This is a genomic window from Deinococcus aquaticus, assembly GCF_028622095.1.
In the GTDB taxonomy this organism is placed as follows: domain Bacteria; phylum Deinococcota; class Deinococci; order Deinococcales; family Deinococcaceae; genus Deinococcus; species Deinococcus aquaticus.
The window spans coordinates 215,563-241,149 of the sequence record NZ_CP115166.1 but is presented as its reverse complement, the minus strand read 5'-3'; the positions used below and the strand labels follow the sequence as shown (position 1 = coordinate 241,149).

Sequence of the window (25,587 nt, the reverse complement as noted above, 5' to 3'; positions counted from 1 at the left end):
CTGTTAACGAAACAAACGGAATCCGTATCATGGGCGCAGCAGTGCGCGGACGGCTTCCGCGTTCGGCTGGGTGAGCGCGCGGGCGGCCAGGTCGCGCAGTGCGGGCAGGTCGTGCTGGCGCAGCGCGGCTTTCACGGCCGGAATCTGGGGCGGGCTGACGGACAGTTCCCGCACGCCCAGCCCGGTCAGGATCAGCGCGCCGACCTCGTCCCCGGCGGCGCCGCCGCACACGCCGACCCACTTGCCGTGCGCCTCGGCGGCGTCCACGGTCAGCTTGATGAGTTGCAGCACGGCCGGGTGCATGGCGTCGGTCTGGCGGGCCAGTTGCGGGTGCAGGCGGTCCATGGCGAGGGTGTACTGCGTCAGGTCGTTCGTGCCGACGCTGAAGAAGTCCACCTCAGCGGCCAGCAGCGGGGCCAGCAGCGCGGCAGACGGCACCTCGATCATCACGCCCAGCGGAATGCGGGCCACGCCGAGTTCCTCACGCACGCCGTCCAGGACAGCGCGGGCGCGGCGGAAGTCCTCGAGGGTGCTGATCATGGGGAACATGACATGCACGTTCGGGTGGTCCTTCGCCACGCGGGCGATGGCGCGCAGCTGCGGCATGAACAGGTCCGGGCGTTCGAAGCACAGGCGGATGCCGCGCAGGCCCAGGAAGGAGTTGTCCTCGCGTTCCAGGCCCAGGTACGGCACTTCCTTGTCACCGCCGATGTCCAGCGTGCGGATGATCAGCGGGCGCTCTCCCATGGCCTGCGCCATGGCGCGGTACTCGCGTTCCTGCTCGTCCTCGCTGGGCACGCTGTCGCGTTCCAGGAACAGGAACTCGGTGCGCATCAGGCCCACGCCCTGCGCGCCGGCGTCCAGGGCGCTGGCGGCGTCGGCGGCGCGGTTGATGTTCGCGGCGATCTCGACGGGCGTGCCGTCGCGGGTCGCGCCGGGTTCGTGGCGGGCGGCGCGGGCGCGGTCACGTTCGGCGTTCAGGACGCCCTGACGGTCCCGCGCGGACTGCAGGTCGGCCTCGCTGGGGTTCAGGTACAGGCGTCCGGCGCTGCCGTCCAGGATGGCGGGCGTGCCGTCGGGCACGTCGAGCAGGCCGGTGCCGGCGGCGACCACGGCGGGCAGGCCCAGGCCGCGCGCGATGATGGCGGTGTGGCTGGTCGGGCCGCCCTGCGCGGTCACGAAGCCCAGCAGGGCGTCCGGGCCGAGGCGGGCGGTGTCGCTGGGGGTCAGGTCGGCGGCCAGCAGGATGGCGGGGCCGCCCTCGTAGGCGCGTTCCTCGCCGACGCCCAGCAGGCGCCGCAGCACGCGCCTCTGCACGTCGCTCAGGTCGGCGGCGCGGGCGGCCAGGGTGGGATCGTCGAGTTTCTGAAGCTGGCTGATGCGTTCCTGCGTGACCCACTGGTACGCCCAGGCGGCCCCGTGCCCGTCGAGGATCAGGTTCACGGCGTCCTGCACGACGCCCTCGTCGCCCAGCAGTTCCTGGTGTGCGGCGAAGATGGCGGCCTTATCCTCTCCGTACTGTGCGCGTGTGCGGCTGATCAGGGTGTCGAGTTCGCCGCGTGCGTCGGTCAGGGCGCTGTCCAGTTGCTTGGCGGCCTCACCGGGGTCGCCGGGCTGGTCGGTCACGTTGAGCTCCCTGGCGGCGTACTGGCGGGTCTCGCCGATCACGAGGCCGTCGGCGGCGGGGACGCCCTCGATGGTCGCGCCGACCTGGGTGGGCTGCCATTCGGGCACGCGGCCCTGGCCGGCCGTCTGGGCAGCCTGCGGGGCGCTCAGGTCGTCGCCCAGTCCGGCGCGGATGGCGTCGGTCACGGCGCGCAGGGCGCTCTCGCTGTCGGCGCTGACCGTGAAGGTCGTGCCGCGCGTGAGGCCCAGGCTCAGGATTTCCATCAGGCGCAGCGCGTCGGCACTCTGGGAGCTGTCGTGACGGGTCAGGCGCACGCGCGCGCCCAGTTTACGGACCAGTCCGGCCAGCGCGGTGCCGGGGCGGGCGTGCATGCCCAGCGGGTTGGGCAGCGTGACCTGCGCGCTGAACGGCAGGCTGGCAGTGGCGGCGGCCGGAGCGGCCGCGGGCGGGCGCGTGCCGGTCAGGGCTTCCTGCAGGTCGGCCGGGCTGCGGGTGGTGGACAGGCGCTCCACGAGGTCGTCGTCGGACAGCACGCGGGTCAGGCGGCGCAGGATGTCGAGGTGCTCGTCGCTGGCGGCGGCGATGCCGACCACCAGGCGCACCTGTTCGCCGCCCTCGCCCCACGAGACGCCCTGCGGGAGTTGCAGCACGGCGATGCCGGTGCGGTGGATCAGGTGGCGGGTGTCGGGCGTGCCGTGCGGGATGGCGATGCCGCTGCCGAGGTAGGTGTTGGCCTGGGTTTCGCGGGCCAGCATGCCCTGCAGGTACGCGGGGTCGGTGTTACCGGCGCCTGCGAGCAGCGCGGCGACCTGTCTGATGGCGTCGTCCTTGCTGGCGGCCTGCGCGCCGAGTCGGATGAGCTGTTCTGGAAGCTCGATCATGTGCCCTCCTTGGTGGGCCGCATCCGGCGCGGCCGTCACTCAAACCTGCTGATTCCTGACGAATCGTGATTAATTTTGAGCAATTAAGAGCATACGTCCCGCCCGTCAGAAAATGCAAGTACCCGTCCAGTCAGGCCAGCCACTCCGGGCCATTCGCCGACCAGCACACCAAAACGGACCACTGCCCACCACGCCGCCCCCACACTCCCCACTGTCTTTTCCTGATCATACCCATGCGCCCCACGCGCTAGGATGTGCGCACATGAACGCACCACTCGCGGAGGACCGCCTCCAGAGCATCCTGGACCTGCTGGCCCGCAACGGCAGCATGCGCACCACCGCCCTGACCCAGGCCCTGGGCGTCAGCGGCGCCACCACCCGCCGCGACCTCGACACCCTGGAACGGCGCGGCCAGATCCGCAAGATGCACGGCGGGGCCGCGCTGGTCAGCCAGGATCAGCAGTACCAGGACCGCGCGCAACTCCACCAGACCGCCAAGAACCGCCTCGCCGGCGCGGCCCTGAACCTGATCCGGCCCGGACAGGTCCTGTACCTCGACGCCGGCACCACCGCCCGCACCGTCGCGCAGGCCCTGCGCCGCACCCCCGAACTGACCCGCACCCTACGCGTCGTCACGCACGGCATCGACGTGGCCTACGAACTGAACGGCGAGTGCCCGCTGTACGTGGTGGGCGGCGACCTGTACGGCAGCACCTTCAGCCTCACCGGTCCCGACGCCCTGGACACCGTCCGCCGCTACCGCTACGACCTGTTCCTGGTCGGCTGCACCAGCATCGACCCCACGCGCGGCCTGACCAACAGCAACCTGATCGAGGCGCAGCAGAAGGCCGCCATCATCGGCCAGTCCAGCCGCACCGCCCTGATCGCCGACAGCAGCAAATGGGGCCCCGCCGGATTCGCCACCTTCGCCAGCCTCGACCAGATTCACGACTGGGTCACGGACCACGCGCCCCCCGCGGCCCGCACCGCCTTCGAAGCGCACGGCGTGCAGGTCCACACCACCGACTGAAGCGGACTCCGTCTGTCTCGTTGGCAACCCGGCACACTCCCGGGTTGCCGACTTCACGCTGGGACTGCGCCCGCCTGCCTTGCGCCCTGCTGCCACGCGCCCTGCGGCTCAGCTCAACAGCCGGATGACCTGCGGCGGGTCGGGGCAGTGTTCCTGCGCCGGACACACCTGCGGGGCTTCACAGGATGAAGTTGATTCCCGTACAGTGAAATTCAAGTTCAGCTTCTGAAAAATCCACGCCTGCCCCAGTGCCCCCCAGGAGACCACCATGACCCACTCGACCTCAGAAACGCAGCCGACCCGCCTGACCGACCTGCCCGCCGGAATGACCATCAGTGCGCCCGTGACCGACGCGCAGCGCGAGATCCTGACCCCGGAAGCCCTGGCGTTCGTGGCGGACCTGCACCGCCGCTTCGAGGGCCGCCGCCAGGAACTGATGGCCGCCCGTGAGGCCCGACAACTGCGCCTGGACGCCGGGGAGCAGCCGGACTTCCTGCCGGAGACCGCGCAGGTCCGTGCAGGCGACTGGCGGATTGCGCCGTTGCCTGCCGACCTGCAGGACCGCCGGGTGGAGATCACGGGCCCGGTGGACCGCAAGATGATCATCAACGCGCTGAACAGCGGCGCGCGGGTGTTCATGGCGGACTTCGAGGACGCCAGCAGCCCCACCTGGGAGAACTGCGTGGACGGGCAGATCAACCTGCGCGACGCCGTGCGCCGCACCATCCGCCTGGAAACGAACGGCAAGACCTATCAGCTGAACGAGAAGACGGCGGTGCTGCTGGTCCGCCCGCGCGGCTGGCACCTGCCGGAAAAGCACGTGCAGGTGGACGGCCAGACCGTGTTCGGGGCGCTGTTCGACTTCGGTCTGTACGCCTTCCATAACGCGGCAGAACTGCTCGCGCGCGGCTCCGGGCCGTACTTCTACCTGCCGAAGATGGAATCGCATCTCGAGGCGCGCCTGTGGAACGACGTGTTCACGCACGCCGAGGCGACGCTGGGCCTGAATCACGGCGTCATGAAGGGCACGGTGCTGATCGAGACGATCCTCGCAGCCTTCGAGATGGACGAGATCCTGTACGAACTGCGTGACCACTCGGCCGGACTGAACTGCGGGCGCTGGGACTACATCTTCAGTTACATCAAGAAACTGCGCGCCCAGCCGGGGCACACGCTGCCGGACCGCGCGAAGGTCACGATGGCCGTGCCCATGATGCAGGCGTACAGCCGCCTCGCCATCCAGACCTGTCACAGACGCGGCGCGCCCGCCATCGGCGGCATGAGCGCCTTCATTCCGGTCAAGGGCGACGAGGCCAAGAACGCCGCCGCCTTCGAGCAGGTCCGCCTGGACAAGGAGCGCGAGGCGACGAACGGGCACGACGGCACCTGGGTCGCGCACCCCGGCATGGTGGCCCTGGCGACCGAGGTGTTCGACCGCCTGATGCCCGGAGCCAACCAGATCGGCAGCGGCAAGCAGGCCGACCTGACCGTCACCGCCGACGACCTGCTGACCCCGCCGGACGGCACGGTCACCGAGGCCGGCGTGCGCGTGAACATGAACGTGGGCATCCAGTACCTCGCGGCGTGGCTGCGCGGGTCCGGCGCGGTGCCCATCCATAACCTGATGGAGGACGCCGCCACCGCCGAGATCAGCCGCGCGCAACTGTGGCAGTGGCGCACCGAGGGAGTGACGCTGGACGACGGCCGCACCCTGACCCCCGAGCTGTTCGACGCCCTGTACGACGAGGAGAGCGGCAAGCTGGGCGCGGACTTCACGGACGCCGCGCGCCTGTTCCGGCAGACCGCCACGCAGTCGCCACTGATGGAATTCCTGACCCTGCCCGGCTACGAGGCGCTGGCCTGAGCAGCGACGAACCCCGCGCCCGCGCGGGCCGGGCACGCGGCACGGACGCACCGGGCAGCGTGCGCACGCTGGAGCGCGGACTGGGCGTGCTGTGGGCGCTGGCCGGGCTGCGCGAGGCCTCGCTGTCGCAGGTAGCGCGCGCCTCCGGACTGTCCCCCAGCACCGCTTCCAGGCTGCTGGAAACGCTGCGGCAGCAGGGCTTCGCGGACTGGGACGAGGCGTCCGGCCTGTACCGGGTAGGCCTGCGCGCCTATCAGGTGGGCATGGCGTTCGACGCGGCGCAGGCGCTGACCGGCGCTGCGGGGGGCGAGATGCGTGCCCTGGTCGCCGCGCTGGGTGAGAGTGCAAACCTCGCGGTGCTGCGCCCACATGGTGAGGCAGGTCTGGAGGCCGCGTACGTGTATCAGGTGGAAGGACCGCAACTGGTGCGGATGTTCACGCGGGTCGGAGCGAGCGCGCCGCTGCACGCCTCGGGCGTGGGCAAGGTGCTGCTGGCCCCGCGCGACCCGGCCGAGGTGCGTGCCGCCCTGAGCGCCGTGACCCTCACGCCGTTCACGCCACACACCCTGACCAGCCCGGACGCCGTGCTGGCCGCACTGGAACGCGTGCGAGAGCAGGGATTCGCGCTGGACGATCAGGAACGAGAACTGGGCGTGCGCTGCGTGGCCGTCCCGGTACGCGGCGCGGGCGGCGAGGTCGCGGCGGCCCTGAGCGTCTCCGCGCCCACGTCGCGCCTGACACCGGGGGACGTGCCGCGCTTCCTGGCGGCGGCGCAGGCGGCGGCCGCGCGGATCGGGGCGCGGCTGGGCTGGACAGGTTGAGTGGGCTGGACGGGTTAACGCCGATCCACGGCGCGCGGCCTATGCTGCGGCGCATGGCGATCCCCCCCACCGGCGAGCGCACGTGAGCGCCGCGCCCCTCCTCTCCCCCGCCGCCCGCGAACTGGCGGCGCGGCTGCACGCGGCCCTGGCCGACCGCTGGGCCGACCTGGACCGCGCCGACTTAAACCATGCCGCACCAACGGACACCGCGCCCCTCCCGGATTACCGCGCCGCGCCCGTCCCCGCCGACCTGCGACCGGGCCGCGCGGAACTGATCGTGGAGGCCAGCGACCTGCACGCCCTGCGCGCCGCCCTGGTCAGTGGAGCAGACGCGGTCGTGATCGACTTCGACGATACCTTCTCGCCCACCCGCGCGAACGTGGCGGCGGCCTACGCGGCGCTGCCCGAGTGGCTGGCAGCCGGTGTGCCGCTGCTGGCGCGGCCCCGCGCGCTGTACGCCCTGGAGGCACACGAGTCCTTCGGTGGGCAGCCGGGCCGCGCGGCACTGTGCGACCTCGCCGCCCTGTTGACGGCCGGGCCGGGCCGCGCGCCGCACCTGTACCTGCCAAAACTGGAATCGGTCGCGCAGGCGCAGGTCTGGGCCGACGCCCTGGCACTGGCCGAGGCGCACCTGGGCCTGGAACGCGGCACGCTACGCGTCTGCCTGCAGATCGAAACCTTCCCTGGCCTGCTGGCCGCCGACGCGCTGCTGTTCACGCTGCGCGACTGGGCGTTCGGGCTGAACGCGGGCCGCTGGGATTACGTGTTCAGCCTCGTGAAGACGGTCGGCGCGGACCTGGGCCGCCCGGTCCCGCCGCGCGCTGGCCTGGGCATGGATGTGGACGCCATGCAGGCCTACGCGCAGGCGCTGGCGGACGTGTGCCGGGCGCGCGGCGCGCAGGCGGTGGGCGGCACGGCGGCCGTCGCGCCGGACCCCCGCGACCCGCAGCCCGCGCTGGACGCCGTGCGCGCCGACAAGGCCCGCGAGGCCGCGCAGGGCTTCCAGGGTGCCTGGGCGGGCCTGCCGGACCTGCTGGACGCCGTGCGTGAGGGCCTGCGCGCCCCGCCGGCCGCCCCGGATGCCGTGCCGGTCACGCGCGGGCGATTGCTGGACCTGCCCCACCCTGGCCCACTGACCGAGGCGGAGGTGCTGGACACGGCGGGCCTCGCGCTGGACGTGTTCCGCGCGTGGCTGGCCGGGCAGGGCGTCGTGACGCGCGGCGGGCGCATCGAGGACACCGCCACGGCGGAACTCGCGCGCACGCTGCTGTGGCAGTGGGTGACGGTCCGCGCGCCCCTCGGTAGCGGCGATACCCTCACGCCCGAGGAGTACCACGCACTGCGCCGCCGCCTCTGCCCGGACGACGCGCCCGAGGCGCGGCTGCTCGACCACCTTGTCCTGAGTGCCGCGCCGCCTGCGTACTTCCCGGCCGAGGCGGCGCGGTTGAACCTTACCGACCCACCTGAAAGGATGCCGCATGACTGAAATCGACCCTATCGCTGGGCTGGCTGCCCGCGCCCGCGCCGCCTGCCTGGATCTCGCGCGCCTGACCGAGGTGCCGGGCGAGATCACCCGCACGTTCCTGAGCCCGCCCGCCCGCGACGTGACCGCGTACCTGAGCGCCTGGGCTGCCGAACTGGGCCTGAGCGTGCGCGTGGACGCCGCCGGGAACCTCCGCGCGCGCCGCGAAGGACCGTCACCGGACGCGCCGACGCTGTACCTGGGCTCGCACGTGGATACCGTTCCGAACGCCGGGGCGTTCGACGGCGTGCTGGGCGTCACGCTGGCCTTCGCGGTGGCGGGGGCGCTGCGGGACACGCCGCTGCCGTTCGCGCTGGAACTGCTGGCGTTCAGCGAGGAGGAAGGCGTGCGCTTCGGAGTGCCGTTCATCGGGAGCCGCGCCCTGACCGGTACGCTGGAGCCGCTGCTAACCCTGGAGGACGCGCGGGGCGTGAGCGTGCGCGGCGCGCTGGAAGGGTACGGTCTGGACCCGGCGGATCTGCCCGGCGCGTGGGTGAGCGGCCCCAGCGTGGGCTTCCTGGAATTCCACATCGAGCAGGGGCCGGTGCTTCAGGCGGCGGGGGCCAGCGTGGGCGTCGTGAGCGCCATTGCCGGGCAGGACCGGCTGCTGCTGGACTTCGTGGGGCAGGCCTCGCACGCCGGGACCACGCCCATGGCTCACCGCCGGGACGCCCTGGCCGCCGCGGCGCGCTTCGCGGTGGCGGCCGAGGACCTCGCGCGCTCCGTGCCCGGTCTGGTCGCCACGGTCGGCGTGATGACCGCCCGGCCCGGCGCGATCAACGTGATTCCCGGCGAGGCGCACTGCACGCTGGATATCCGCCACGAGCACGACCCGGTGCGCGCCGGGGCGCTGGACACACTGCTGGAAGCGGCGCGGGGATTCGCGCAGGAGCGCGGCGTGACCCTGACCGTCACGCACAAGATGGCGCAGCCGGCCGTTCCGATGGACCCCGCCTTCCGCGACGGCCTGCGCCGCGCCGCCGCGCGGGTGGGCCAGCGCGCCCCGGACCTCGTGAGCGGGGCCGGGCACGACGCCATGATCCTGGCGGACGTGATGCCCGCCGCGATGCTGTTCCTGCGCTCCCCGAACGCCCTGAGTCACCACCCGGACGAGATGGCCGAACCCGGTGACGTGGAGGCGGCCCTGCGCGTGGGCGTGGCGTTCGTGCAGGACCTCGCCGCCCAGGGAGGGCGCTGATGGCGCTCGACCTGCTGATCCGGGGCGGCACACTGGTCACGCCGCACGGTCCCCTCCAGGCCGACCTGGGCGTGCAGGACGGGCAGATCGTGAGCCTCGCGCTGGACATGTTCGCGCCCGCCCGCACCGAGATCGACGCCCGGGGCCTGCACGTCTTCCCCGGCGTGGTGGACGCCCACGTGCACCTGAACGAACCGGGCCGCACCCACTGGGAGGGCTTCGACACCGGCACGCAGGCGCTCGCGGCGGGCGGCGCGACCAGCCTGCTGGACATGCCGCTGAACTCCAGCCCACCGCTGCTGAACCGCGCAGCCTTCGACACGAAACGCGCGGCGGGCGAGGCGCACTCCCGGCTGGACTTCGGGCTGTGGGGCGGCCTGACGCCACTGAACCTGGGCGAACTGGACGACCTCGCCGACTGCGGCGTGATCGGATTCAAGGCGTTCATGAGCCATAGCGGCCTGGATGAATTCCCGGCCGCCGACGACGCCACGCTGTTCGAGGGCCTGCGCGCCGCGCGCCGCCTGGGACTGGTGGTGGGCACCCACGCCGAGAGCGACGGCTTCACACGCACGCTGTCGCAGGTGGCCCGCTCGCACGGGCGGCTGGGCGTGCGCGACTACCTGGAGTCCCGTCCGCCCGTCACGGAGGCCGAGGCGGTGGGCCGCGCGATCCTGTTTGCCGAGGAGACCGGCGCGGCCCTGCACCTCGTGCACCTCAGCACCGCGCGCGGCGTGACGCTGGCTGCCGAGGCCCGCGCGCGCGGCGTGGACGTCACCGCCGAGACCTGCCCCCACTACCTGCACTGGACCGGCGAGGACGTCGAACGCCTGGGCGCGCTGCTCAAGTGTGCGCCGCCCATCCGGGATGCCGGCACCCGCGAGGCCCTCTGGGCGGCGCTGAAGGCCGGGCAGATCGACACGGTCGGCTCGGATCACTCGCCCGCCCCGCACGAGCTGAAGACCGGGGACGACTTCTTCGCCATCTGGGGCGGCATCAGCGGCGCGCAGTCCACCCTGAACGTCCTGCTGGACGGCGGGTACCGGGCGCGCGGCGTGCCCCTGGAACTGATCGCGGCCGTCAGCGCCCTGAACCCCGCGCGGCGCTTCCGGCTGAACGGCAAGGGCGCGCTGGAAGTCGGTCTGGACGCCGACTTCGCGCTGATCGACCTGAACGAGACCTTCACCCTGACCGAACTGTTCGACCGCCACCAGGGCAACCCCTACCGGGGCCAGACCTTCCAGGGCCGCGTGCAGTCCACTTACCTGCGCGGCCAGCCGGTCTTCGCGCAGACGCCCACCGGCGCGCAGTTCAGCGACACCGTGCGCGGGCGACTGCTGAAACCCGACATTCTTCCCACAGGAGCAGCATGAAACACCTTGGTTCCACCCGTTCCGCGTTGCGTGAGGCGCACGCGGTGATCACGCCCGAAACCTTCGTCCGCACGGGACTGGCCGAGTGGCCGGGCAGCGCCATCATTCTGCACATCGCGCCCGTGATGGGCCTGGGGGCGCGGTTCGTGCAGTTCACGGCCGAGATGCCCCCCCACGCGCAGGCCCGCGAGTCCGCGCACGGGTACCAGCGCTTCGTGTTCGTGCTGAGCGGCGAGGTGGACGTGCAGGTGGACGGCGGCGAGGCGCGCACGCTGCGCGAATCCGATCACGTGTTCTTCCCGGCAGGCGTGGCGCACACGCTGGCAGCACGCGAGGCCACGCGGCTGGCGGTGTTCGAGAAGCCGTACGAGGCTGCGCCGGGCGTGGACGCCCCCCCGGTCTGCTGGGGGAACGAGCGGGAGAATCCGGGTACGCCGTTCGAGGGCGATGAAGGGCTGATCGCCCGCAAGTTGCTGCCGGACGACCCGCGTTTCGATTTCATGATGAGCACCATGAGTTTCGCGCCGGGCGCGACCCTGCCGTACCCCGAGATTCATTACATGGAGCACGGCCTGCTGATGCTGGAGGGCGAGGGCCTGTACAAACTCCAGGAGGCGTACTACCCCGTGACGAGCGGCGACGTGATCTGGATGGGCGCGCACTGCCCGCAGTGGTACGGCGCGCTGGGCAAAGTATGGAGTAAGTACCTGCTGTTCAAGGACATGAACCGCCACCCGCTGACCGTCCTGCCTCAACCCGGAGGAACCCGATGAGCCGACGCACCCTGCCCCTGACCGACCATTACGACGTGAGACGCGGCGAGGACGGCCACCGCCGCCTGCATCCGCTGGTGCGCGGCTTTCCGCTGCTGCGTTACCCGCTGCTGAACAAGGGCACGGCGTTCACCGAGGAGGAGCGCGTGGCGCTGGGCCTCGACGGGCTGCTCGCGCCGCAGGTGGACACCCTGGAGGCGCTGGTGGAGCGGCAGTACGCCGAGTACCGCCTGATCGCGGACCCGCTGGACCGGCACGTATTCCTGCGCAACCTGCAGGACCGCAACGAGGTGCTGTTCTACGCGCTGCTGTCCGCGCACGTCGAGGAGATGCTGCCCGTCGTGTACACGCCCACCGTGGGACTGGCCGTGCAGAAATTCAGTCAGATCTACCGCTACCCGCGCGGCCTGACACTCAGCACCCGCAACATCGACCGGGCCGCGCAGGCGCTGGCGAACGTGCCGCTGAACGACGTGCGGATCATCGTGGCGACCGACTCCAGCGCGATTCTGGGTATCGGGGATCAGGGGTTCGGGGGCATGGCGATCAGCATCGGGAAGCTCTCGCTGTACACCGTGGCGGGCGGCGTGGGGCCGGACAAGACCCTGCCGGTCGAACTGGATGTCGGCACCGGCCGCGCCGACCTGCGCGAGGACCCCGCGTACCTGGGCGTGAAACACGACCGCCTGACGGGGGGCGAGTACCTGAGTTTCATCGACCGCTTCGTGGAGGCCACGCTGGAACGCTACCCGAAGGCGATCATCCAGTGGGAGGACTTTTCAAAGGACGCCGCCTTCACCATCCTGCACCGCTACCGGCGGGTCGTGCCGAGCTTCAACGACGACATTCAGGGCACGGGCGCGGTCGTGCTGGCGGGCGTCCTGAACGCCTGCCGACTCAAGGGCGAAGCGCTGAAGGATCAGGTCGTGGTCGTGCACGGGGCTGGGGCGGGCGGGGCGGGCGTGGCCGCCGCCATCCGCGAGGGCATGCGCCGCGAGGGCCTGAGCGATGAACAGATCGCCGCGCGGGTGTTCGTGCTCGATTCACGCGGCCTGCTCACCGACGACCGCGCCATGGAGGACTACAAGAAGCCCCTCGCCACGCCCCGCGCCCTCACAGGTGGCTGGGCCGGACTGGACCTGGAAAGCGTGATCCGCGAGGGCAAAGCCACCGTGCTGCTGGGCCTGAGCGGACAGGCGGGCATCTTCAGCGAGGCCGTCGTGCGGGCCGCGCACGCCAACACGCCCAGGCCGCTGGTGTTCCCGCTCAGCAACCCCACCGCGTTCGCGGAGGCGCTGCCGGCCGACATTCTCACCTGGACGGACGGGCAGGCCATCGTCGCCACCGGCAGTCCCTTCGACCCCGTCACGCATGCGGGCGTCATGCACGAGATCGGGCAGGGCAACAACGCCTTCATCTTCCCGGGGCTGGGCTTCGGGGCGGTCCTGGCCCGCGTGCGCGAGATTACCGACGAGATGGTCACCGCCGCCGCCTACGCCCTGGCCGGGTACACGGCCGCGCACTGGCCGGAGCGCACCTACCCGCCCGTGTCCGAACTCGGCGCGGCCAGCGTGCAGGTGGCCGTGGCCGTCATCCGGCAGGCCCTCGCGGACGGCGTCGCCACCGAGTTCAGCATCCGCGACCTGGGGGACGCCGACCTGCTCGCCCTGGTGCAACGCAAGTTCTGGCAACCCCGGTACCTGCCGTTCCGCACGGAGGGTTGATGGTTGATGGGCGTCCCCGCTTGCCACGGGGACGCCCATCATCGTAGGTGGGGCTGGTCTAGCTTCCGCTGACCTGCACGTCACTGATCTGCACGGCGTGCGGGTAGTGGATCAGCGTGACGCCGTGGGGCGGCAGTTCGATCCAGGTGCCGGCGTCGCCGCCGTCCGGAAAGAGAGTGCCTCCGGACGGAACGGTTAGGGTCAGGGTCTCGTGAGGGTGGGCGTTCAGGACGTGCAGCAGCTGCGTGCCGTCCGGGAGGGCCGAGACGCTCAGGTCAGCGTGGGTGGGCAGCAGGGTGTAGGGCACGCCCGCGCCGTCCAGCACGCCACGCAGCACGTCCCGCAGCGCGGGTTGCGGCAGTTCGGTGCCCACGTACCACGCCGTTCCCTGCCCGGTGGCGTGGCGGGTCACGGCGGCCTGCCCGGCGTAGAAGCGTTCCCCGTACGTGGCGACCGCCTCGGCGCCGTCCAGGTGCAGTACGTCACACCAGTCGGTGACGGTCACCGGGGCGCCGTTCAGGGTGACGGTGTTCGTCTGGCCGGGCAGCAGCACGTCCCATTCCTCGACCCACAGGCCCAGCACGTCCCGCAGCGGGCCGCCATAGCCGCCCAGGTGAATGTGTTCCTGGCCATCCACGACGCCCGTGAAGTACCCGGCGATCAGGTGCCCGCCTCGCTGCGTGAAGGCGCGCAGGTCCGCGCCGGTCGTGTCGTCCATCAGGTACAGGTTCGGGAGGACGACCACGTCGTAGGCGCCGAGGTCGCCGCCGGGCGCGACGAAGTCCACGTTCTGCCCGAGCGTTCTCAGCGCGGCGTACCAGCGGCCCAGCAGCGGCAGCAGCGGGATCACACCGGGTTTACTGTCGATGTTCAGCGCCCACCAGTTGTGCCAGTCGAACATCACGGCGACCCGCGCGGGCACGCGGGCGTCCAGCAGGGGCGTCAGGGTCTTGAGTTCCGCGCCGAACGCCGTCACCTCACGCCACACCCGCGACCGCTCTGGCCCGACGTGCTGCACGAGGCCGCTGTGGAATTTCTCCGCGCCGGCTTTCGAGGCCCGCCACTGGAAGAACATGATCCCGCTGGCCCCCTTCGCCAGCGCGAGGTGGTTGAGCATCCGCATCTGCCCCGGCGCCTTGGGAGCGTTGCGCGTTCGCCAGTTCACGGCGCTCGTCGCCTGCTCCATCAGGATCCAGCGGTTCCCGCCGCCCAGCGACCGGGTCAGGTCGAACACCATCCCGGCCTCCAGGTGCGAGTCCGGCTGGCCGGGGTCCGGGTAGGCGTCCAGGGACACCACGTCCTCCTCCTGCGCCCAGCGGAAGTAATCCAGGCCCGGCAGGAACCCCAGGAAGTTCGTGGTGGCGGGCACGTCCGGCGTCACTTCGGTCAGGATGCCGCGTTCCAGGGTGTGCAGTTCCAGGATGTTGTCGCTGGAAAAGCGCCGCCAGTCGAGCTGCTGCGTGGGGTTGGCGTAGGTGGGCGCGCGGCGCGGGGGTTGAATCTCGGCCCAGTCGGTGTAGCGCTGACTCCAGAAGGCGGTGCCCCAGGCGTCGTTCAGCGCGTCGATGGTCACGTAGCGGGCTTCCAGCCACGCGCGGAAGCGGCGGGCGCAGTGCTCGCAGTAACACTGGTCAATGTGGCAGCCGTACTCGTTGTTGATGTGCCAGAGTTTCAGCGCCGGGTGCCCGGCGTAGCGGGTTGCCACCGCGCGCGTCAGGCGGGCCACGCCTTCACGCAGCGCCGGGTGGCTCGGGCAGTACAGTTGCCGCCCGCCGACCTCCAGCCGCACGCCGTCCACCGTCACCGGACGGGAATCCGGGTACTTCAGCGAGAACCACGGGGGCGGCGAGGCCGTCGCGGTCGCCAGGTTCACGTCCACCCCGCCCGCGTGCAGCAGGTCCATCACCTCATCCAGCCACTCGAAGGTGAACTCCCCCTCGGCGCGTTCCAGCAGCGCCCACGAGAAGATCCCCAGCGACACCAGATTCACGCCCGCCTCGCCCATCAGGCGGACGTCCTCGGCCCACACCTCACGCGGCCACTGCTCCGGGTTGTAATCCGCTCCGTAAATCACGCCATCAAACCGACGAATATCGAACATACGCACGCCCCTCAGAGCCGGGCCGCCCCCACCCACGGCGGGAACGCCCGGCACCACACTGCAAACTGACCCGGACTGTAGCAGGCGAGTCCCGCTGCGAACAGCGGGGGGGGTATGGGCAGCTGGACAGCGCACCCAACTGGTAGCGGCCCCGCACCGTGAAGGAGGGGGCCGCTGCCGGGCAGGAGGGGGTCAGCCTCGCAGCACCTGTTCGATGCGTTCCAGCGCCCAGTCGAGGTCCTCGCGGGTGGTGACCAGGGGCGGGGCGAGGCGCATGGTGGTCTCGTGGGTTTCCTTGCACAGCACGCCCAGGTCGCGCAGCGCCTCGCAGTACGGGCGGGCCGGAACGTGCAGTTCCACGCCGATCAGCAGGCCGCGCCCGCGCACTTCCTTGACCAGGGGGCTGTTCATGGCGCGCAGGCGCCCCCGCAGGTACTCGCCGAGTTCGGCGGCGCGGGCGGGCAGGTTCTCGTCTTCCAGCACTTCCAGGCTGGCCTGCGCCACAGCGGCCGCCAGGGGGTTGCCGCCGAAGGTGCTGCCGTGATCGCCGGGCTGGAACAGGTCCATCACGGCGCGGCTGGCCAGCACGGCGCTGACGGGGTACACGCCGCCGCCCAGCGCCTTGCCGAGAATGACCACGTCGGGGCGCGCGGACTCGTGATCCCCGGCCAGCCACTGTCCGGTGCGGCCCAGGCCGGTCTGGATCTCATCGGCGATCATCAGGACGCCGTGACGGTCGCACACGCCGCGCAGCGCGGTCAGGAAGCCCTCGGGGGGCACGATCACGCCCGCCTCGCCCTGAATGGGTTCGTACAGCACGGCCGCCGTGTTCGGCGTGATGGCCGCCTCGATGGCCGCCGCGTCACCGTACGGAACGCGCACGAAGCCGGGCGTCAGCGGGCCGAAGGCGTCCTTGTACTGACCCTCGCTGCTGAAGCTGACCAGGGTGGTGGTGCGCCCGTGGAAGTTGCCGTCCATGACGATGATCTCGGCCTGGTGGTGCGCCACGCCCTTGACCTCGTACGCCCACTTGCGCGCCAGTTTGATGGCGGTCTCCACGGCCTCGGCGCCGGTGTTCATGGGAATCACGGCCTCGAAGTTCAGCAGACGGGTGACGGTCTCATAGAACGCGGCGAGGCGGTCGTTGCGGAACGCGCGGGAGGTCAGCGTGACCTGCTGCGCCTGCTCGGTCAGCGCGCCGATGATGCGCGGGTGGCAGTGCCCCTGGTTCACGGCGCTGTACGCCGAGAGGCAGTCCAGGTAGCGGCGGCCGTCGGTGTCCCACACCCAGGAACCCTGGGCGCGGTGAATGACGACGTTCAGCGGCTTGTAGTTGTGCGCGCCGAGGGCGTCCTCGCGGCGCAGCAGGTCGGCGGCGGTGCCGGGGCGGGCGGGCGTCTGGCGGGTCTGTTCGAGGGTACTGGTCATGGTGCTCCTTCGCGGCGCGCGGGCCACGGTCCGGGTCAGTGAACGGCCCACGGGGAGGGCCGGTGCGGTTCTTCACCCTGATGGTAAGGGCCGAACTGGCTGGCGAAAAGAGCCAGAACCCGCCAGAAATGACCAGCCAGTTGCACATGGCCCGGCGCAGAAGCGACCGGAAAAAGCCCCCTCCCACGCGGGAAGGGGGCCGGGACCGGCAGCGCGGGTCAGCCAGTTACTTGCAGGGCGCTCACTTGCAGCGCACGTCCTGCCCGAAGTACGACTTCGAGATCTTCGCGTACGTGCCGTTCGCCTGCACGGTCTTCAGGTTCTGGTTCACGGCGCTCAGCAGGGTGCTGTTGCCCTTGGCGACCGCCATGGCCAGTTTCTCCTGGAACATCATCTCGCCCTGCTGCAACTTCTTGCCGTTCAGTTTCAGGGCTTCCAGACCGTAGAACTTCTCGTTCACCATGGCGTCCACGCGGCCGCTCATCAGGGCCTGCAGGGCGTTGGCGTTGTTGGGGTACACGCGCAGGTTCTTCTCACCCGTGACCTTCTTGATCTGATCGACGTAGGTGGTGCCGACCTGCGTGGCGACCGTCTTGCCTTTCAGGTCCGCCGCCGTTTTCGGGCCGCCGGGACGGCTGACGATCAGGCCGCCGCTGCAGTAGTGCGGGGCGCTGAAATCCACGGCTTTGGCGCGCTCGGGCGTGACGCCGTGCGAGGAGATCACGAGATCGAAGCGGTTCTGGTTCAGGCCGATCAGCAGGCCGTCGAACGGCTGGTTGATCCACTCGGCCTTCACGCCCATCTGCTTTGCGATGGCGTTCCCGAGGTCGTACTCGAAGCCTTTCATGGTCTTGCCCTCGAAGTACGTAAACGGTTTGAATTCGGCGTTCGTGCCGATCTTGATGGTGCCGGAGGCCTTGATTTCCTTCAGGGTGCGGGCCTGCGCGCCCGTGGACAGCAGAGCGGCGGAAAGAACGGCGGCGCCGGTCAGCAGGGGAAGAATTCGGGTCATGATGCCTCCAGGGGAGCGGGGTAGGGGGAGCAGGTGGGGAGTGGGCGGTGCAGGACGTGCGGGGGCCGGTGCCCCGTGAACCCCGGTCGGGCCGGGGGCCGGAACCCGCAGGGGATCATAGCCGAGGTTTCTGTTGAGGATCTGATAGGAGGGTTCAGGCTGACCGGACGCTGCCAGTCTCTTCGCAGCCCGTCTATTCGCGGCTGGCCTGCTCGATGGCGCGCACCAGCACCGCCGCGCCGCGCCGCAGGTCCGGCAGGCTCAGGCCGCCGTACCCGAGCAGCAGGCCGTTACGGTCCGGGGCGTTCAGGTAGTACGGGCTGAGGCTGGGGACCGTCACGCCCTGCGCGCGGGCCAGTCCGGTCACGCGGGCCGCGTTCAGGTGCGGCGCGAGTTCCAGGTGGGCGTGCAGGCCAGCTTCCAGGCCCATCAGCCGGGCGTGCCCGTCGGCCGTGTGCAGGGCCTCGCTGAGGGCGGCGCGGCGCGCGGCGTACGTCTTGCGCATGCGGCGGATGTGGCGTTCCAGGTGCCCGTCCGTGATCATCAGGGCCAGGGCGCGCTGCACCGGCCAGGATGTGTGGAAGTCCGCCTTGCTCTTGATGCGCAGCAACCGCTCGCGCAGCGGCCGGGGCGCGACGACGTACCCGACCCGCACGGACGGGGCCAGCACCTTCGAGAAGGTGCCCAGGTACACCACGTTCCCGCCGGTATCCAGGGACGCCAGCGATGGCAGCGGACTGGCCCCGTAGCGGAATTCGCTGTCGTAGTCGTCTTCGAGGATCAGGGCGTCGTGCGTCTGCGCCCAGTCCAGCAGCGCCAGCCGGCGGGCCACGGACAGCCGCACGCCCAGCGGGAACTGGTGGCTGGGCGTGGTGTACAGCAGGATCGGGGCGTGTGCGGGCCGCGCGGTCAGCAGCGGCTCCAGGCTCAGGCCGTCATCGTCGACGGGGAGCGGCACGATCCGCGCGCCCGCCTCCTGAAAGATCTGCCGGGCCAGTCGGTAGCCGGGTTCCTCGAACGCCACGTGGTCACCGGGTTGCAGGGTCGCCTGCGCGATCAGGTTCACGCCCTGCACCGCGCCGCCCGTGATGATCACGTCGTCCGCGCGGCACGCGAAGCCACGGGCGCGTTTCAGGTACGCGGCGACCGCCTCCCGCAGCGCCGGGTCGCCCGCCGGGTCCCCGTAATCGCCGGGCAGCGCCGTCAGGGCCGCCTCGCGCCACACGCGCCGCCAGCCGCTGCCTTCCAGCGCGGCCGTGTCGGTCTGCCCCACCCGGAATTCCAGCGTTCCGGCCGGACTGGGAGCCTCAATCAGCGGTTCCGGCACGGGCCGCTGCAACCAGCGCGCCCCAGTCGCCGGAGCGGGCCGCGCCGCCTGGGCCGCCTGCGTGCCGTCCGGCAGGTCCGGCGCGACAAACGTGCCCGAGCGGTCCCGGCCACTCAGGTACCCCTCGGCCAGCAGGTGCTCGAACGCCTCGAACACCACATTGCGGCCCACGCCCAGCGACGCGGCCAGCGCGCGGGTCGAGGGCAGACGCTGGCCGGGTTCCAGCAGGCCGCCGCGCACCGCGCCCCGCAACTGATCGGCCAGTTGCCGCGACAGACTGCCGGGCCAGGCGCGGTCCAGCGTGAGAATCAGGTCGGCGGGCAGGGTCGGGCGCGCGGCCGGGCGTCCCTGCGGTCCGGTGACCGGCGGCCTGGGCTTCGGGGCAGGCATGGAGTTCAGTGATACCACGCGGGTCAGGGAACACCGCCCGGCCCCTCCTCTCTGCTGCCCGTGTCTGTGCGTCCGCGACAGGTCGTTCGCAACAGGGTCGGCCATCCCCGTTCAGCCATGTCCCGGCGGTGTTCAGCTCCGCCTCTGACGGCCGCCGTCAGCCCTGCCCGCGGTACGCCCAGCCGGTCAGGCGGGATTCGATCAGTGCGAAGATGGCGTACAGCACGACGCCCATGGCACTGACCAGCAGCACGCCGCCGAACACCAGCGGCACCTGGAAGGAACTGGCCGCCTGGTTCATCATCACGCCGATGCCCTTGTTGCTGGCGGCCAGTTCACTGATGATGCTGCCCACGAAGGCCAGCGTGACCGCGACCTTCAGGGACGCGAAGAAGTACGGCAGGGCGCGCGGCAGGCTCACCTTGGAAAAGACCTCCCAGGGGGTCGCGCCCAGCGCCCGCAGCAACTCGCGCGGTTCGGGCTCCACCGTGGCGAGGCCGGTGGCGACGTTCACGACCACCGGGAAGAACGAGATCAGGAACGCGGTCAGCACGGCCGGAACGGGTCCCACGCCGAACCAGATGACCAGAACGGGCACCAGCGCCGCCTTCGGCACGGCATTGAAGCCGATCAGGAGCGGGTACAGCGCCTGATACGCCGTGCGGTTCAGACCCACCAGCGCGCCCAGCGCCACGCCCAGCACGACGCTGAGAGCGAAGCCGATCAGGGTGGTCGTCAGCGTCTGCGCGGCGTGCCCGGCCACGGCGGGGGCGAACTGGAAGACCGACGCGATGGACGCGCTGGGTGTGGGCAGGATGAACGGCGGGATCCGGAAGATCCGGCACGCGAGTTCCCAGATCACGAAGAAGCCCAGGATCGCCAGCGTGGGCGGCACCAGCGGGCGCAATCTGCTCAGGGCGGCGGACGGCAGGGCGCGCGACACCGGGGCCACGCCGGGCGTTCCGGTTTCCAGACTCACGGCAGTACCTTCACGAGACCGCCTCCATGAGTTCCTCGGCGCGGATGGGCGAGCGCAGGCCGCCCACGCGGGCGCGCAGGTCGTGGATCACGTCCGTGAACTCGGGCGTGAAGGTCAGTTCCAGCGTGCGGGGCCGCGCGAACGGCACCTCATGCTGCGCGGTGAACGTGCCGGGCCGGGGGCTCATCACGTACACCGTATCGGCCAGCAGCGTCGCCTCGCGCAGGTCGTGCGTGACCAGGATCACGGTGGGCCGCGCGCCCATCCACAGCGCCTGCAGGGCCAGCCACAGTTCCTCGCGGGTGAAGGCGTCCAGCGCGCTGAACGGCTCGTCCAGCAGCAGGAAGTCCGGCGCGTGGATCAGCGAGCGCACCAGGTTCACGCGCTGCTGCATCCCGCCCGACAGCTCCCACGGGTGTTTGTCCACGAAGTCGCCCAGCCCCACCGCCGACAGCAGCCGCCCCGCGCGGGCCACGTACGGCGCGGGGTCGCGGCGATACGCGGCCTTGTGTTTCGGTGAGACCTCCAGCGGCAGCAGCACGTTCTGCAAGACCGTGCGCCACAGCAACAGGCTGGGATTCTGGAACGCGATGCCGGTGTTCCCGGTCGCCTTCGGGGCCGCGCCGCTGATCAGCGCCGTGCCGGACGCCGCCGGCATCAGCCCGGCCACCAGCCGCAGCAGCGTGCTCTTGCCGCAGCCGGACGGGCCGACGATCGCCACGAACTCGCCCTGATGGACGGAGAGGTTCACGTCCTGCGCGGCCAGCGTGCCCGTGGCGCCGCCGTAACGCATGGCCACGCCCCGCAGGTCGATGGCGAGCGGGGGCGCGCTCCCGGCCGTCACTTCACCTTCCGGTCAGCGGCGGACGGCAGGTACGACGTGTCGAACACGTTCGTGGGCGTCAGGCCCCTGGGCAGGTCGAAGGCGTTCTGCACGACCGTGATGCTGGACTTCAGGCGGTCCGGGCGCACCAGCCCCAGGCCCAGCGCACGGGTGTCCTTGGTCAGGACGCTGCCGCTCAGGGCCAGTTTCAGCCGCTCGGTCTCCAGCGCCGGGTTGATCAGCGCGTTCTTCTTCTGCAGCGACGCGATGGCCGCCGCTGGATCCTTGATCGCGTCCTTGAGGCCCTGGTTGATGGCCACCAGCATGCCCTTCACGACCGCCGGGTTCTTCTTCGCCCAGTCGGCCCGCACGATAATCGCGTTGCCGTACAGCCCGCTGATGCTCTGCGCGTACGGGAACACCGTGACCTCGTCGGGCTTCACGCCCAGTTGCCCCAGGCTCAGCAGGGACGTGAACGTGAAGCCCGCGATGCCGTCCGTCTGCTTGCGGGCCAGCATCGGCTCGCGCAGGCCGCCGTCCACGCTGACCCACTTCACCTTGCTGGCGTCGATGCCGTTCGCCTCGGCAAACGCCGGGAACAGGCGGCGCGACGCGTCCCCGACGGGGGCGGCCAGCGTTTTGCCCTCCAGATCTTTCGGGGTTTTGATGCCGCTGCTCTTGAGGACCAGGATCGAGTGCGGGGGCGCGTTGTACACCATGTACACCGCCACCAGCCGCTGCGCCGGGTTGCGGGCATTGAATTCCATCATGGCGTTGATGTCGCCGAAGCCCATGTCGTACGTGCCGCTCGCGATCTTCGTCACGGCGTCGCCGGAACCGAAGCCGCGGTCGATGGTCACGTTCAGGCCCTGCTTCGCGAAGTACCCGCGGTCGGCCGCGAGCAGGTACGGCGAGCCGGGCCCCTCGAAGGCCCAGTCGAGCGTGAAGCGCACGTTGGTGCCCTGCGCGGCGGCCAGCGAGGAGAGCGTCAGGGCGAGGGTGGCGGTCAGGGTACGTCGGATCATGAATAACCTCAGGGGGGAGTGGTGAAGCTGGAGAGGGTGAAGGGTAATCAGAGGAGGGTGGTGACCGGCCTGCACAGCGCCGGGCCGGATGTGCTTACACGCCCAGGTACCGCTGGACGGCGTGGGTGGGCGTGTCGGCGGTGGTGCCGGTCTCGACCACGCGCCCCTTCTGCATGACGTAGTAACGGTCGGCGAACGACCACGCGAAATCCAGGTACTGCTCGACCAGCAGCACGGCGACGCGCAGTTCCGTGCGGACACGCGTCAGGGCCACCTCGATCTCCTGCACGATGCTCGGCTGGATACCCTCGGTGGGCTCGTCGAGCAGCAGGTAACGCGGCTGCGTGACCAGCGCCCGGCCGATAGCGACCTGCTGCTGCTGCCCGCCGGACAGGTTCCCGGCCCGGCGCCCGGCCATGTCCCGGCAGATGGGAAACAGGTCGTACACGAGTTCCGGAATCTCACGCTTCGCCGTGGCGCGGCCTGACAGCGCCGGGAGGCCCATCAGCAGGTTCTCCTCGACGGTCAGGTGCCCGAACAGCCCGCGGCCCTGCGGCACGTACGCCAGGCCACTGCGCGCCCGGGTGAACGCCGCCTCCTTCTCGACCTGAGCGCCGTTCAGGCGCACGCCGCCCCCCGTGACCGGATGCAGGCCCGTGATGGTTCGCAGCAGGGTCGTCTTGCCCACGCCGTTGCGGCCGATCAGCGTGACGGCCTCGGCGTCCGCGACTTCCAGATCGATGCCGAACAGCACGGGGCTCTGCCCGTACGCGGCGGTAACGCCTTCCAGTTTCAGCATGGGGGCTCCTTTGAAGTGCCGAAGGCAGAAGGTGGATGGCAGAAGGCCGACAGATGCGGGAGGAGCTTTCTGCGTTCAGCCATGCGCCATCAGCTCCCTGGGCCTGCCCAGGTAGATCTCCATGACGTCCGGGTCGGCGCGCAGGGTCTCCAGATCGCCCTCGCGGAATACCTGTCCCTGATGCAGCACCGTGATCGGGGCGCCCAGCAGTTCCACGAAGTGCATGTCGTGGTCGATCACCAGCACGGTGTGACGCCCGGCGAGCGCGTGGATGAGTTCGGCGGTCTGCGCGGTCTCCTGAGCCGTCATGCCGGCGGTGGGCTCGTCCAGCAGCAGCAGCTGTGGGTCGGCAGCGACGACCATGCCGATCTCCAGCCACTGCTTCTCGCCGTGCGCCAGCGACGCCGCGAGCACACCCGCCCGCTCGGTGAGGCCGGTCAGGCGCAGCAGCTCGTCGGCGCGTTCCTGCTCGGCGCGGGTGGGGGCCTTCAGGATGCCCAGCACGCCCTTGTCCTTCCGGGCGGTGAGCAGCAGGTTCTCGCGCACCGTCAGGCCCTCCAGCACGCCGGGCGCCTGGAACTTGCGGCAGATGCCCAGGCCCGCGATGCGGTGCTCGGGCAGGCGCGAGATGACCTGCCCGGCGAAGCGCACCTCGCCCGTGTCGGGCCGCACCTTGCCGATGATGGTGTCGAGCAGCGTGCTCTTGCCCGCGCCGTTCGGCCCGATCAGGACGCGCAGGCTGCCCTTCGGCACGGACAGGCTGAGGTTCGTGATGGCCTTGAAGCCGTCGAAGGACACCGTGATGTCCCGCACGTCCAGCAGCGTCTCTGGCAGCTCAGACGGCATCGCTCACCTCGCGGGTCACGGGATTCTGCGCCACGGGGTTCTGGGGCGCTGGCATCGGGGCAGGGGGGCGGCGGCGGTTCTGGATCAGCCCAGCCACGCCCTGTGGCATGACCAGCACCACCAGCACGAACAGCGCACCCATGACGTACAGCCACGCGTCCGGCGCAGCGCTGGAGATGCGGTCCTTGGCGAGTTGCCCCAGCACCAGACCGGCCGCCGCGCCGATCAGGCTCGCGCGGCCGCCCAGCGCCACCCACACGACGAGTTCGATGCTGAACGCCGTGCCGATCATGGCGGGCGAGATGGTGCCCAGGTGCAGCGTGTACAGCGCGCCGGACACGCCCGCGAGCAGGCCGCCCAGCATGAACGCCGCGATCTTGAACGCCGCCGGGTTGAATCCCAGGAAGCGCGTGCGGTTCTCGTTGTCGCGAATGGCGGTCAGGATCGCCCCGAAGGGCGTGCGCAGCAGGGCCGCCGTGCCGCCCAGTGCGAGCGCCACGAACAGCAGCGTCACCCAGTACAGGCCGTGCGCCACATCCGGGCCGCGCAGGCCCACGCCCAGGAAGGTCTGATAGTCCGTGATGCCGTTCGTACCGCTCGTCAGGCCCTGCGAGCCGTTCAGCCACGTCACGAACGCCAGCAGCAGCGCCTGCGTGATGATGCTGACGTACACGCCCGTGATCCGGCGGCGGAACATCAGCCACGCGACCAGTCCAGCCGCCGCCGCCGGGAGGATCAGCACCATCGCCAGCGCAAACGGCGCACTCGCGAACGGCGCCCAGAACCACGGGAGCTTTTCCACGCCGTTGTACAGCATGAAATCCGGCAGTTCACCCTTGGGGGTCGCCACGAGCTTCAGGTGCATGGCGAGCGCGTACCCGCCCAGCCCGAAGAACAGCCCCTGGCCCAGGCTCAGGATGCCCGTGCGGCCCCACACGACACTGACGCCGATGGACGCGATGGACAGCGCCAGCACCCGCCCCAGCAGCGTCAGCGGGTATGCGCCCAGGTACAGCGGCGCGAAGGCCAGGGCGATCAGCACGGCGATCACGGCGATGGTGGACGTTGAGGGTCTCATCACGCTTCCTCCAGCGCCCGTGATTTCGTGGGGATCAGGCCGCGCGGCTTCCATTGCAGGAAGGCCACGACGAGCACGAGCAGGATCGCCTGCGCAAGACTGCTGCTCGTGAAGCCCTCTGCCAGCGCGGTCACGAAGCCGAGCAGCACGGCCGCCACCGCCGCGCCCAGCACGCTGCCCACACCGCCTACCACGACGACCAGGAAGGCGTTCACGATGTACGCCGCGCCGACCGTGGGATTGACCGGGGCGATCAGGGCGAGGCCCACGCCCGCGACGCCCGCGATGCCTGCCCCGAGCGAGAAGACGAGCATGTCCAGCGAGCGGGTGTTCACGCCCAGCGCAGCGGCCATCTCGCGGTTCTGATTCACGGCGCGGACGTGCATGCCGAACGGGCTGCGGTTCAGGAGCCACCACATGCCCGCCAGCACGATCAGGGCCAGCGCGATCACGAATAGGCGCACGAACGGCAGGGTCACGTCCCCAAGCGTCAGTGCGCCGCCCAGCCACGCGGGGGCGGTCACCGGCACGCCGGTACTGCCAAACAGTTGCCGCGCGGCCTGTTGCAGGATCAGGCTGATCCCGAAGGTCGCCAGTAGCGTGTCCAGCGGGCGGCCGTACAGGCGGCGGATCACGGCGAACTCCATGACCGCGCCCAGCAGACCGGCGCCCAGGAACGCCAGCGGGAACGCCACCCACAGCCAGGCGTCTCCCAGGGTTGGCCCCGCCCACTGCGCGGCGAGGTACGTCAGGTACCCGCCCACCATCAGGAATTCGCCGTGCGCCATGTTGATCACGCGCATCAGCCCGAAGCTCAGGGCCAGGCCCAGCGCGGCCAGCAGCAGAATCGACGCGACCGACAGGCCCGTGAACAGCTGCCCGGAAATAAAGGTGAAATCCATCGTCCCTCCTCGAAAGGGTGAGCGGGACGCAGAAGTGGCGTGAAGCCGCTTCCCGCGTCCCGCT

Annotated in this window: 20 protein-coding genes; 8 read left to right on the top strand and 12 right to left on the bottom strand. The window is 70.6% G+C overall.

The features are described 5' to 3' along the window. Positions 1-27: 27 nt before the first annotated feature. Positions 28-2,508 carry a phosphoenolpyruvate--protein phosphotransferase gene (gene ptsP / locus M8445_RS15965; protein ID WP_273990975.1) on the bottom strand — a complete coding sequence of 827 codons (2,481 nt, stop codon included), beginning with the start codon at positions 2,506-2,508 and terminating at the stop codon, positions 28-30. A gap of 262 nt (positions 2,509-2,770) precedes the next feature. On the opposite strand from ptsP, the gene M8445_RS15960 reads away from it, so the two are divergent. The 8 genes from M8445_RS15960 to M8445_RS15925 all read left to right on the top strand — a co-directional run bounded on the left by M8445_RS15960 (position 2,771) and on the right by M8445_RS15925 (position 12,813). Next, positions 2,771-3,538, top strand: a complete 768-nt coding sequence (locus M8445_RS15960) for a DeoR/GlpR family DNA-binding transcription regulator (protein ID WP_273990974.1) — start codon at positions 2,771-2,773, stop codon at positions 3,536-3,538. 268 nt (positions 3,539-3,806) lie between these two features. After that, positions 3,807-5,402, top strand: a complete 1,596-nt coding sequence (gene aceB / locus M8445_RS15955) for a malate synthase A (RefSeq protein ID WP_273990973.1) — start codon at positions 3,807-3,809, stop codon at positions 5,400-5,402. Positions 5,403-5,461: 59 nt separating this feature from the next. Then, positions 5,462-6,223, top strand: a complete 762-nt coding sequence (locus tag M8445_RS15950) for an IclR family transcriptional regulator (RefSeq protein WP_273990972.1) — start codon at positions 5,462-5,464, stop codon at positions 6,221-6,223. 82 nt (positions 6,224-6,305) lie between these two features. After that, the gene (locus tag M8445_RS15945) at positions 6,306-7,709 is read left to right on the top strand and encodes an aldolase/citrate lyase/malate synthase family protein (protein WP_273990971.1); all 1,404 of its coding nucleotides are present in this window, start codon (positions 6,306-6,308) and stop codon (positions 7,707-7,709) included. Further along, the gene (locus M8445_RS15940) at positions 7,702-8,943 is read left to right on the top strand and encodes an allantoate amidohydrolase (protein WP_273990970.1); all 1,242 of its coding nucleotides are present in this window, start codon (positions 7,702-7,704) and stop codon (positions 8,941-8,943) included. The genes M8445_RS15945 and M8445_RS15940 overlap by 8 nt, the downstream gene beginning before the upstream one ends. Further along, complete coding sequence (locus M8445_RS15935) at positions 8,943-10,316, top strand: allantoinase (protein ID WP_273990969.1); 1,374 nt, start codon at positions 8,943-8,945, stop codon at positions 10,314-10,316. The genes M8445_RS15940 and M8445_RS15935 overlap by 1 nt, the downstream gene beginning before the upstream one ends. Continuing rightward, positions 10,313-11,089 carry a (S)-ureidoglycine aminohydrolase gene (allE, locus tag M8445_RS15930; RefSeq protein ID WP_273990968.1) on the top strand — a complete coding sequence of 259 codons (777 nt, stop codon included), beginning with the start codon at positions 10,313-10,315 and terminating at the stop codon, positions 11,087-11,089. Before M8445_RS15935 ends, allE begins: the two co-directional genes overlap by 4 nt. Before the next feature lie 11 nt (positions 11,090-11,100). Further along, on the top strand, positions 11,101-12,813 hold the full coding sequence (locus M8445_RS15925; protein WP_273991275.1) for an NAD-dependent malic enzyme: 1,713 nt from the start codon (positions 11,101-11,103) through the stop codon (positions 12,811-12,813). A gap of 58 nt (positions 12,814-12,871) precedes the next feature. On the opposite strand, the gene M8445_RS15920 is transcribed toward M8445_RS15925, so the two are convergent. The 11 genes from M8445_RS15920 to urtB form a co-directional block, all read right to left on the bottom strand. Then, positions 12,872-14,914, bottom strand: coding sequence for a beta-galactosidase (locus M8445_RS15920; RefSeq protein WP_273990967.1), 2,043 nt, complete (start codon positions 14,912-14,914; stop codon positions 12,872-12,874). A 192-nt stretch (positions 14,915-15,106) separates the two neighbouring features. After that, on the bottom strand, positions 15,107-16,342 hold the full coding sequence (gene rocD, locus M8445_RS15915; protein WP_273991269.1) for an ornithine--oxo-acid transaminase: 1,236 nt from the start codon (positions 16,340-16,342) through the stop codon (positions 15,107-15,109). A 241-nt stretch (positions 16,343-16,583) separates the two neighbouring features. Then, positions 16,584-17,354, bottom strand: coding sequence for an ABC transporter substrate-binding protein (locus tag M8445_RS15910; RefSeq protein ID WP_273991268.1), 771 nt, complete (start codon positions 17,352-17,354; stop codon positions 16,584-16,586). Positions 17,355-17,547: 193 nt separating this feature from the next. Continuing rightward, positions 17,548-19,071, bottom strand: a complete 1,524-nt coding sequence (gene pdxR, locus M8445_RS15905) for a MocR-like pyridoxine biosynthesis transcription factor PdxR (protein ID WP_273991267.1) — start codon at positions 19,069-19,071, stop codon at positions 17,548-17,550. 157 nt (positions 19,072-19,228) lie between these two features. Next, on the bottom strand, positions 19,229-20,002 hold the full coding sequence (locus tag M8445_RS15900; RefSeq protein WP_420704112.1) for an ABC transporter permease: 774 nt from the start codon (positions 20,000-20,002) through the stop codon (positions 19,229-19,231). Between the two features lie 58 nt (positions 20,003-20,060). After that, positions 20,061-20,843, bottom strand: coding sequence for an ABC transporter ATP-binding protein (locus tag M8445_RS15895; protein ID WP_273991273.1), 783 nt, complete (start codon positions 20,841-20,843; stop codon positions 20,061-20,063). A 47-nt stretch (positions 20,844-20,890) separates the two neighbouring features. Continuing rightward, complete coding sequence (locus tag M8445_RS15890; protein WP_273991266.1) at positions 20,891-21,898, bottom strand: ABC transporter substrate-binding protein; 1,008 nt, start codon at positions 21,896-21,898, stop codon at positions 20,891-20,893. A gap of 94 nt (positions 21,899-21,992) precedes the next feature. Then, positions 21,993-22,697, bottom strand: coding sequence for an urea ABC transporter ATP-binding subunit UrtE (gene urtE / locus M8445_RS15885; protein WP_273991265.1), 705 nt, complete (start codon positions 22,695-22,697; stop codon positions 21,993-21,995). Positions 22,698-22,772: 75 nt separating this feature from the next. Then, the gene (urtD, locus tag M8445_RS15880; RefSeq protein ID WP_273991264.1) at positions 22,773-23,543 is read right to left on the bottom strand and encodes an urea ABC transporter ATP-binding protein UrtD; all 771 of its coding nucleotides are present in this window, start codon (positions 23,541-23,543) and stop codon (positions 22,773-22,775) included. Further along, a complete protein-coding gene (urtC, locus tag M8445_RS15875) occupies positions 23,533-24,621 on the bottom strand; it encodes an urea ABC transporter permease subunit UrtC (RefSeq protein WP_273991263.1) in 1,089 nt (362 codons plus the stop codon). The genes urtD and urtC overlap by 11 nt, the downstream gene beginning before the upstream one ends. Then, positions 24,621-25,523 (bottom strand): urea ABC transporter permease subunit UrtB, encoded by a 903-nt coding sequence (gene urtB, locus M8445_RS15870; protein WP_273991262.1) that lies wholly within the window; start codon positions 25,521-25,523, stop codon positions 24,621-24,623. Before urtB ends, urtC begins: the two co-directional genes overlap by 1 nt. Between the last annotated feature and the right edge of the window lie 64 nt (positions 25,524-25,587).